A 9,499-nucleotide genomic window follows, 5' to 3' on the forward strand; every position below is an offset into this window, starting at 1 on the left:
TCTTTTTCGGTCGCTCGCCGGGTGCGCCCTGACTATAGAGTTGACAAATCCGGCCCCGTCGGCATTTTAAGAGGGCTGACGTCGCGGGCTTTCCATCCGGTTCTCACCTTTGAGGAGAACCGTAGATGACCCAGACAATTACCTTTCCAATATCTTTGAAACGCTTTGAAAAACCCTCGACTCAGGGGTTTGTTTTGAAGCTTACAGATAGATGCCGCCGCCGCGGTATCTGGAGGAATGCACAAGACACAGTGCCCTTTCGGGCCTGTTTTTGTTGCGAAATCAAAACATTAGACGTTTCGGGCAGTGTCGACGGTCTGTCGACGACTTTGCATGGCACTAAAAAACTTAATAAAAACAGTGGGCGGTCTATGTGATGGCGGTCCAGGAAATCCCGGCGGGGAACGCCAATCGCATCATGTTTCGCGCCTCGGCGAAGACCTATTCGGTGCTGGCGCGCTATGCCGCCCAGCAAGGTCTGTCACCGTCTGTGGTGGCTCGCCGGATCCTCGACGAGGCGATCCATAAGGGTTCGGTCGAGGAGACTTTAGATCTCGTCGTCGACCGGCTGCTTATCTTGGATGAACTCGTTCGTATGATGCTCTCCGACGTCGAAGCGGAGCGGATCGGCGAGGCCGAGCACTTTGCCAGGTTGCGTGCGATTGAGCACAAGGCAAGGCGTTGATCCGATGAGTAACCGTCACTCCCCGAGACATGACACGACCAACAATTGGATGCGCACGCCGATGGACCGGTTTGTGCGCGGCGGCCAAACCATCAATCTACAAGTCCGCGAGACCATTCACCTGGTCAAGATCATGCTCTTGGTCTCGCTTGGGCTTGGCTTTGTGGTGTTCACCGCCTGGGTGCTCTGGACGACAGATGGCGTCGACCGGAATAGCTTTCTGAGCTTCACCCATATCAAAATCCTGGAAGCCATGAATGCCAATCCGGACCAGATTTTCTCCTGTCCCAAACCCGATGGCAGCCGCATCAATATCGAACTGAAATGGTGCCTCGCCGACCCGTCTGTCAGCGCCGGGTGGCGACGGGTGGCGAGCGCCGCCACGGACGCGTTCTGGGTGTCGCTCGGCCTTGCCGTGACGGCGATGATTTTCCTTTTCATCTGGTTCAAAGAGTTTGGCCAGAATTTGATCAAGGAACGTCGCACACGCGGCGCGGAAGTGGTCAGCGCCAAGGACTTGGATCACCTGGTCTCGCGATCGAATGCCAAACTCGCCACCAAGCCGTTTTTTGCGGGCAACAAACCCTATCGTCTCGCCGGGGTAGCAATGCCGCTCGGGGCACATCACCGCCATGTCATGGTCGCTGGCACCACGGGCACCGGAAAGAGCCAATTCCTTTTCGACTTAATGGCGCAGATCCGGGCGAATGGTGACCGCGCCATCATCTTTGACAAGACCGGCGCCTTCATTGAACGCTTCTACAATGAGCGCTCTGACGACCGGATTCTAAACCCGCTGGATGCCCGCTGCGCGCCCTGGTCCATGATTGCCGAAGCAGAGGTTGATACCGATTTCGACACGATGGCCCATGCCATTATTCCCGACGACAAATCGCAAGACCGGTTCTGGCCAGAAAGCGCCCGCTCAGTCCTCGCCACCGCGCTCGCCAAGTTCAAGGCGAAAGGCGTGACGGAGACGCGCACAGTGATCGACTTTTTGCTCAAGGCCAATCAACGCCAGCTCAACGCCTTCTTCGCCGGCACACTCGCGGCGCGCTCGATCTCAGGCGATCTTGGCAAGACCAGCGGCAACATCATGGCCGTACTCGCGCCCAGCATCCGGCCCCTGACGCTTTTGCCGGTGGCCAACAAAAACCCCTTCTCAATCCGCGAATGGATTGGCGATGATCATGCCGAGAATTGTCTCTTCCTCTCGGCCCGGTCCGATCAGATGAAAGCCATGCGCGGTCTGATCACGCTCTGGTTTGATACCGCGATCAAATCACTGCTCAGCCAGGAACGAAAACCCGGCCGGACGATCTGGTTCATTTTGGACGAGTTCGCCGCGTTGCACGCGATCCCTTCGCTCGTTGAGGGCCTTCAGGAAGCGCGTCAATATGGCGGCGCCTTCGTGCTTGGTGTGCAGGACCCGGCTCTGGTGCGGGATCGTTATGGCGCCGACCTCACTCAAGCGATTACCGGGCTCTGCCGAACCAAAGTGATTTACGGGACCGGCAATTATCACAATGCCCGCGACTGTGCAGATTGGATTGGTCAGGCCGAAACCCTGCGCGCCGAACAATCGATGACCTATGGCCCCAATGATGTCCGTGACGCCATCGGCGTGCATTCTCGGACCGAGCTCACCCATATCGTGCTGCCAGAACAAATCTTTAAGCTCCCCGACCTGCACGGCTTCCTGTCCTATCCGGAAGCCTTTCCAGTGGCCTCGATCACGATCGCGCCCTTTCAGGGCGACCCCTGCGCACCGGGCTTCCTCTTGCGCAAAACCCCGCCGTCGCCGGTCACGCCGCCAGGTGGCGTGGATGTGGCATCGGATGGCACTTTGGTGCTCCCTTCGCTGCCAGAAGACCCGGGCCCGGAGCATAGCAGCCAGGTCGGTCCGGCTCCGTTAGATGAGGGACCATCCGGGCCGCAACCCTCAGAGTCGGACGCCCAGGCACCACTCGATCCTGCTGCCGCCGCATTGCTTTCCCATGACGCCGCCCATCAACGCCGTCTACATCGCCTGAGACGGGCGGGAAGCGCTTCAGGCCCTGAAGCGTGCCTGTCTCAACAGGGCTCGCGAAAGGCCCCAGAGGAAGCGTCTGAGGAGCCCCTAGAGGGAGACGCAGCTGCGAGCGGCGGCATGGCGCAAGAAGCTGGTGAAACGCTGACCCTGTCGGATGATCCGCAAATCCTTCAATCCATTCTGGAAGAGGATGAAGCGGCTGAAGAGAAGCGACGCCAAGCCCATGAAGCAAGGTTGGAGCGTGAACGCGAGTTGATGGTGGCGCGTCATATGCGAGACAGTGTGCGGCGCGATCAGATCGACATCGCGCTTGAGCCTGATGAGCCGGATCTCTGAGAAGGCTATCGGCATGTTCAATATCGTTCAGGTCAAAGGAGATGATGCCGGGGGCTATTATGGCACCCAGGCCAATTACTATCTCGGCGGCGAAGCGCCTTCAAATTGGGTCGGGCAAGGCGCGGCGGCGATCGGTTTGAAAGGGCCGGTCGATCCGGCAGCGTTCACACAGTTGATGAATGGCGAGGTGCCAAAGCCGGGCAGCGATCCTGTCCGTGTGCTATCCGGCGTGCGCAAAGGCTGGGACATGACCATTTCAGCGCCGAAATGGGCGTCGGTTCTGATCACGCTCGGCGAGGACAAACGTCTTGCCTCACATTGGCAGACCGCCGCAAAGCGCGCCTTTGACTATGTCGAACGCTTCGCCACCTATCGAGAGACCGTTAAAGGCGTCACGCGCGATGTGGTCGGTGCAAAACTGATCGGCGGCGCTTTTCTCCATGATGCCAATCGCAACAATGAGCCGTCCATCCATGTCCATATGGTCGCCTCGGCGATTGGGGTCACCAAAGCCGGCAAACTGCGCGCAGTTGATCTCCAGCACGCCTACAAACACGCCAAGCTGATCGGACAATATGTTCACGCCAATTTTGCCCATACGGCGCGGCGCGACGGCTATCAGGTCGGACTTGATGAGAAAGGCATGGCCGTCCTTGAGAACGCGCCCGAGGGCTTAAGCGCGGTCAGCGAGGCCTTGTCGACCCGGCGCGATGAAGTCCGCGCTGAAATCGACCGGCTCGGCGTGGCGACGCGCCAGGGCGAGGTCGCTGTGGTGCGGGCCACACGCGAGGCCAAATCGCCCGATACGGTCGATCTGCTAGAGCATGCCAAAGCCGTCGCCGAGGCCAAAGGGTTTGGGCCCGATCAAATCCGCGCCCTGGTACCAGATACACGGCTTCCTTTGAAAGAGGCCATGGCCGCCCGCGTGGATGGGGCCTTGCCGGGTTTTGTCGCCAAGACGCTCGCGGAGCAGTCGGGCAAAACGCCGGAAGGATCAGCTTCGACGCGGACGGGCGAGGCGCCGGGACTGGCACGGCGTTTGGTGCGGCTCGCAGGCGCCGCGATCAACGAGATCTGGGCGCAGATGACCGATCAGTCGCGCAGCACTGACAGATATGCCCGGACCGGCTATCCGGCGCCTCAGCTCTCAGATAGCGGACCGCGCCCCGATGTTTTTCGGCCCCCCGAAGACTATCCTGCCACACGCCTCGCAGCGCGCCATGAACTCGCCTATCAGATCCGGCGCGTTTCTGAACGCCAGGCCGCTTTCACTTTGCACGATGTGGTCCTGCCGACTTTGATCGCGGGCCTGAATGAAGACTTGCCCGGCGTGACTGAGACGCAAGTTCTAGGTGCGGCGCGAGACTTTGTTTCCGAAGGGTTGCTTGTCGTCGGGCGGGATCGTAAATCCCTCTACACCGCAACCGGTCTCGAGCTGGAACGCGAGCAAAGGATTCACGAACATACAGAAAGGGGCAAAGGCCAGTCGGTTCCAGTGCTTGCGCCAGACCGCGCTCAACGGGCCATCCATGCCTATGAGGTGGATGCCCACAAGCTGACAGATGGGCAGCGCCAGCTGGTCACCGCGATCTTGTCCTCCAAAGATCGGTTCGTCTCGGTCCAAGGCGTTGCTGGCACGGGCAAGACAACCGCGCTGCGGGCGGCGCAAAGCATCCTGAAAAGTAATACAAAGGCGACTGGCCATGTGCGCCTCTACGGCGTCGCCAATACCAAATCCGCCCGGGATGAGATCCGCGCCCAGGGAATTGAGGCGCGCACCACAGCCTCCTTCCTGTCGCGCTTCACCCGCTATTTTCATACCGGCGTCCTTCCGACAGGCGAAAACAAGGCCGATTGGGAAAACACGGTCTTGCTGTTTGATGAAGCGTCCTTTGCCGGGAACGCAGACATGGAAGCCGCCATGGCGATCGCCGATAAGTTAGGCGTGCGCGGATTTGTGGCTCAAGGTGACCGTGATCAATTACCCGCTATTCCCGCCGGCAATGTGCCCGATCTTATTTCCAAGCTCAGCCACGGCTTTACGGTCACCCTGTCTGACATTGTGCGCCAAAAAAATCCAGATCTCCGCGAGGCGATTGAACAATTGGTCGGGGCAAAGCCGGTTTCCGGCGCGCCGAACACCTATAAACCCATCGGCGGGCCGCGGGATGTCGGAGCGCGGCTGTCCAAAGCGGTCGCGGCGTGGACGAAAGCCGATGCGATTACAGATCTGGGGCTCGACCGGGCCCGGGACAAAGACAGCCGCGCGGAGCAGCTTCAAGCCATCGCCGCCAGTGTTGCCGGGCAATGGCAGGACTTGTCACCACAACAGCGCGCCGAAACGCTCGTCATCTTTCCAACCCATGAATTGCGGGCGCTGTTTCATGATGAGGTGCGCCAAACGCTCCGGCAAGAAGGTGAGATCATCGGAGAGGACACAGACCGGCAAGTCTTGAGGCCCAAACCCATGGGGCAGGCTGAAAAAGACCGCGCCGGAAACTATTCCAGCGGCGATGTGCTTGTCTTTTCTCAAATGGTGAGACGTATCGGCGCGCGGCCTGGCGCCCGCTTCAGCGTGGACCAGGTCGACCGGGACGCGAACCAGCTGGCTTTGCGCGATACGAAGGGCGCGTCTCATACGCTGTCCCTGTCGGATGGCCGTTCAAAGCTGCCTCGATTTGAAGTCTTTCGTGAAACCAGCGCCGCGTTCGCAATCGGTGACCGTATCCGAATTCTTCCCGGCGATCCCCGCAATCTCGCTGACGGGCTGACCGATTTGACGATCACTGGCGAAGACGGGCGCGGCCTGGAAGTCACCGGGCGGGTGTCCGAGCCGGGCGATGACACCGCTGGAGAGACCCGGACGCTGCGTCTGCAAGCCGGGTCCACCACCGCCATGATGATCGATCATGATTATTCGCGCACCGTCTATGCGGCTCAGGGCCTCAGCGCGCTCCGCGTTTTGGCGGGCTTTCATAGCCAATCCATCATGACCTCCTTCGCCAATCTCTACGTCATTGGATCGCGCGCCAAAGAAGCGCTCAGCATCATCACGGACAGCCTTGAGCGCGCGATGGACGCCGTGGCGCACAATCCCGGCATCCAGATGAGCGCCCATACGGCTATGGATCATCTCGAAGTCGAACACTTTATCGACCGGGCCCGGACCGAAATTGACGCCGCGCGCCAAGACGCCAACCCCGATTTCGGCGAACCACCGGCAGAGCCGGACATGGGCGCTCGTGTCCGCGAAGAAGGAGCGGAGGGCACACCCGGCGGCGGCGCGTCTGAGACGCCCATGTCGGAGGAGCGGCCCGCCGATCTCGACCGCGATCACGAACTCGAACTTGAAGACGAAGTCACCCCGGACCTGCAGCCTGATCGGGAGGTGGGAGATTGAAAGTGCTTTTGATCACTCTCGCTCTCTGGATGAGCGCCGCTCAGGCATTCGCTGAACCGATCAGGCCGTGGTGGGTGGAGGGGGCGTTCGCCTCTGCTGACCTTGCGCCATTGTCCCGGCCCTGCGCGCAGCCAGCAGCATTGCCAGAACGATTGCCATCGGTGCTGACGCTTATTCAGCGCGCTGCTGACCGGCATGGCGTTGATGCTGATCTATTGCGCGCGCTCGTCGCTCAGGAAAGCGCCTATGATCCAGGCGCGGTTTCAGAAGACGGCGCGATCGGGCTTGGTCAGCTGATGCCCGTCGTCGCCAATTGGTGCGGGGTCACAAATCGCTTCCACCGCGTCCAGAACATTGACTGCGCCGCCAGGCACTTACGTATTCTGCTGAGCAAATATAGCGGCGATGAACGCCTCGCGCTCGCCGCCTATAATGCCGGCGAGCCTGCGGTCGATCGATGCCGCTGCGTGCCAAATTATCCAGAAACACAGGACTATGTCGCGCGCGTGCTCGTCCTTCGCAACGCTTCGAGCGGGGACGCCTCATGACCCTTTCCCCACGCCTGTCTTCGCCATGCCTTCCCGCAACGCTCACGCAAAGGAGCCCCTTATGACCGACACTTCGCATCCGCCAGATCGCCCGATGGCGGCGATCGCTGCCATGACGGCCTATGTGGCGCGCTGGCCGTTTCGCCATGTTCACGGATCAGATTGGCTGCGTGAGAGATTCTCAGTCTCGCTCACTGAAGTGAGTTCAAGAACCATTGCCCGAACATATGGGCTCTATTTCAGGGACAGTGAAAGCCCGCCCAAAGTCGAGGATTTACCGCTCGTCACGCTCATGCAGACCCTAATTCTTGCGGCCCTGATGGCTCTGATCTGGCTGAGCTGGACGATGACCGATGATTATGTCCTGCCGGCTCTGATGGCGTTCAGCGTTTTTCATCTTGTCCCATCGCGTCAGGATTTCCTCACTGAAGGGAGGTTGGCCGACCGTGTTCCATCCTGGTTGACCCCAATCACTGGCGCTTTGTCTTTCGTCGTGTCTCTTCCAGGCATGCTGATCGCGCTCCCCGCAGCCATTGTCTGGGGCGTGATCGGAACCCTAAAGCTGAAAGCGGCGAAAGGGGGGATAAGCTGATGCCGACCGGATTTCTCGCAAGCGCATTGGTGCCGGCCTTCTGCGAGGAAGCCATCCGGTCGAGCTATCTCTTCTATTTGGGGGATCGCGGACGGCGGCGACGGGTTGTTCTATCCTTGGCCGCGGTGTTCGTCATTGGGGAGCTCTTGTATGATCTCTCACTCTTTCCTGCGGCACGGGCTGAAGTCGGCGATCAATTGGCGGTCATACTATTGCTTATCGCCTTGACCAGCGGAGCCGCGCTCCATATCGCGCTGACCTTTTGGACAGCGGCCCGGCAGCGACGCGGCGCGGGCGTCTGGCTCGTCTTTGCGATCGCCCTCATCGCTCACGGCCTCTTCAATCTAGCAGGGATTGGCCTTGTCGGAAGGCTAGCATGAATATCCGCTGCATCCTCATCCTTTCGCTTCTTATGAGTGCAAGCGCCGGCGCGCTCGGACTGTTATATGGCATAGGCGCGGGCGGCGGGCCGGTGCTTGTGGGCTATGCGATCTGTCTTGGGATCGCAGCATTGGCTTTGCGATACGTGTCCGGAAATCCGGAGCTCGCCAGCGACCCGCATGCTCATGTTTCGGATGATTTCGTCTCCTCTGGGCACCACGCATGCACCAGCGAAAGAGAACAGATGGTTTTACCCAAAGCGGTAGAGGCCAAGACAATGGCGTGCGCGGTTCAAGAGCCTGAGGTGCGCAGCACGTCCACACGCGCTGAGATGAGCGCCGTTCAACAGGTGCTGGACCTGGACGGCATGGCAGAGCTGCGCACACAGGAAACGGTCAATGGCGTCTGGCTCATTACCGAAGCCAGCGACATGGCGTTAGGAGCCATTGAAGCGGCCTGTTTGAAAACACTAGATCCAAGCAACAATGATGAGACCCGGGTCCGGCGTTGGTTTGAAATAATCGCAAGTTTGCGCGCTGTGGATCGCCGGGCTTTCCCCAAAGCCGAACTGCGCCGCAGTCATGTTGCTGAGCAGCAGGGCGTCAGCAAAGAACAAGTTCGCCAAATCGATCAGGGTCGATATGCGCCGCTCAACAAACTATTGGAAGCGATCGAGCCAGCGATCTTATGAATGTTGCCAGTACCCTGTGTTTATAGACCATTACCCCCGAATTACCTCCGTTTTAGCGCGACACATCCTTATCCATGGCGTCACACTGAGCCCGTCCAAACAAGGAGAATGAGTGATGACTGGGCAAGTAAAGTTACTGACCGCGAAAGAAGTTCTGGTGATGACCGGATATAAAAGCCGCACCACTTTGTGGCGAAGGGTCAAATCCGGTGAATTCCCGGCGCCCATCGCGCTCAGTGCGAATGCGACGCGCTGGAAGCGCGAAGAGGTCGAGGCTTGGGTCGAGGCGCTGCCCGCCATTGGTTATGGGCGGCCGGTTGGTGAACCAAGCACTTGAGGCCGTGTTTACCGCGAAGGTCTTCGTCTCTTCCGTCAGGGGGCGTTTCGTAGGGGGTAAGATATCTGCGCGGCGCGCTCCAATAAGATGTCATATTCTGATACAGTTTTTAGTATGATTGCATGGACGCTTTCATTTATTGCGTTTAGTTAATGCGCGGTGATGGCGAAATTCCATTGCAGAACATGGCCTGCCCGATCTGACTGGCCCAACCGAAATGTTAGGATCGACGGTTGGTTTGTAGCGGCGTTCATGCCGCCTTCAACCTATAAGGCGGCATGAAGGTCGCGGGCAAGATGGTTCTGGGCGCGGGTGGTTTATAGCCCAGCGATGAGTGCGGTCTTGCGGTGTTGTAGAACAGTCTCCAGTTCTCGATCAGGACCTGCGCCTCGCGCAGATCATAGAAGATTTCACGAGCGAGGAGTTCGTCTCGAAGTTTCGAGTTGAAGCTCTCACAGTATCCGTTCTCCCATGGTGATCCTGGCTCGATGTAGAGC

Annotated in this window: 10 protein-coding genes; 9 read left to right on the forward strand and 1 reads right to left on the reverse strand. The window is 59.2% G+C overall.

Annotated elements, in window-relative coordinates:
• Positions 1 to 125: 125 nt before the first annotated feature.
• The 9 genes from D1227_RS19810 (at position 126) to D1227_RS13115 (ending at position 9,002) form a co-directional block, all read left to right on the forward strand.
• A complete protein-coding gene (locus tag D1227_RS19810) occupies positions 126 to 377 on the forward strand; it encodes a hypothetical protein (protein ID WP_147373307.1) in 252 nt (83 codons plus the stop codon).
• Positions 377 to 685 (forward strand): hypothetical protein, encoded by a 309-nt coding sequence (locus D1227_RS13080; RefSeq protein WP_035552430.1) that lies wholly within the window; start codon positions 377 to 379, stop codon positions 683 to 685. Before D1227_RS19810 ends, D1227_RS13080 begins: the two co-directional genes overlap by 1 nt.
• A gap of 4 nt (positions 686 to 689) precedes the next feature.
• Entirely contained in the window at positions 690 to 3,053 is a 2,364-nt protein-coding gene (locus D1227_RS13085) for a type IV secretion system DNA-binding domain-containing protein (protein ID WP_119404960.1), read from the forward strand.
• Positions 3,054 to 3,066: 13 nt separating this feature from the next.
• Positions 3,067 to 6,453 (forward strand): MobF family relaxase, encoded by a 3,387-nt coding sequence (gene mobF / locus D1227_RS13090; protein WP_158586648.1) that lies wholly within the window; start codon positions 3,067 to 3,069, stop codon positions 6,451 to 6,453.
• 2 nt (positions 6,454 to 6,455) lie between these two features.
• Entirely contained in the window at positions 6,456 to 7,001 is a 546-nt protein-coding gene (locus tag D1227_RS13095) for a lytic transglycosylase domain-containing protein (protein WP_147373308.1), read from the forward strand.
• 61 nt (positions 7,002 to 7,062) lie between these two features.
• A complete protein-coding gene (locus D1227_RS13100) occupies positions 7,063 to 7,593 on the forward strand; it encodes a hypothetical protein (protein ID WP_119404963.1) in 531 nt (176 codons plus the stop codon).
• On the forward strand, positions 7,593 to 7,973 hold the full coding sequence (locus D1227_RS13105; RefSeq protein ID WP_119404964.1) for a hypothetical protein: 381 nt from the start codon (positions 7,593 to 7,595) through the stop codon (positions 7,971 to 7,973). The genes D1227_RS13100 and D1227_RS13105 overlap by 1 nt, the downstream gene beginning before the upstream one ends.
• Positions 7,970 to 8,665 (forward strand): hypothetical protein, encoded by a 696-nt coding sequence (locus tag D1227_RS13110; protein WP_119404965.1) that lies wholly within the window; start codon positions 7,970 to 7,972, stop codon positions 8,663 to 8,665. The genes D1227_RS13105 and D1227_RS13110 overlap by 4 nt, the downstream gene beginning before the upstream one ends.
• A gap of 115 nt (positions 8,666 to 8,780) precedes the next feature.
• The gene (locus D1227_RS13115) at positions 8,781 to 9,002 is read left to right on the forward strand and encodes a helix-turn-helix transcriptional regulator (protein ID WP_035552416.1); all 222 of its coding nucleotides are present in this window, start codon (positions 8,781 to 8,783) and stop codon (positions 9,000 to 9,002) included.
• Between the two features lie 250 nt (positions 9,003 to 9,252).
• On the opposite strand, the gene D1227_RS13120 is transcribed toward D1227_RS13115, so the two are convergent.
• A partial coding sequence (locus tag D1227_RS13120) for an integrase core domain-containing protein (protein WP_147373275.1) occupies positions 9,253 to 9,499 on the reverse strand: 247 nt, incomplete at its 5' end.

Source organism: Henriciella mobilis, assembly GCF_003576315.1.
In the GTDB taxonomy this organism is placed as follows: Bacteria; Pseudomonadota; Alphaproteobacteria; order Caulobacterales; family Hyphomonadaceae; genus Henriciella; species Henriciella mobilis.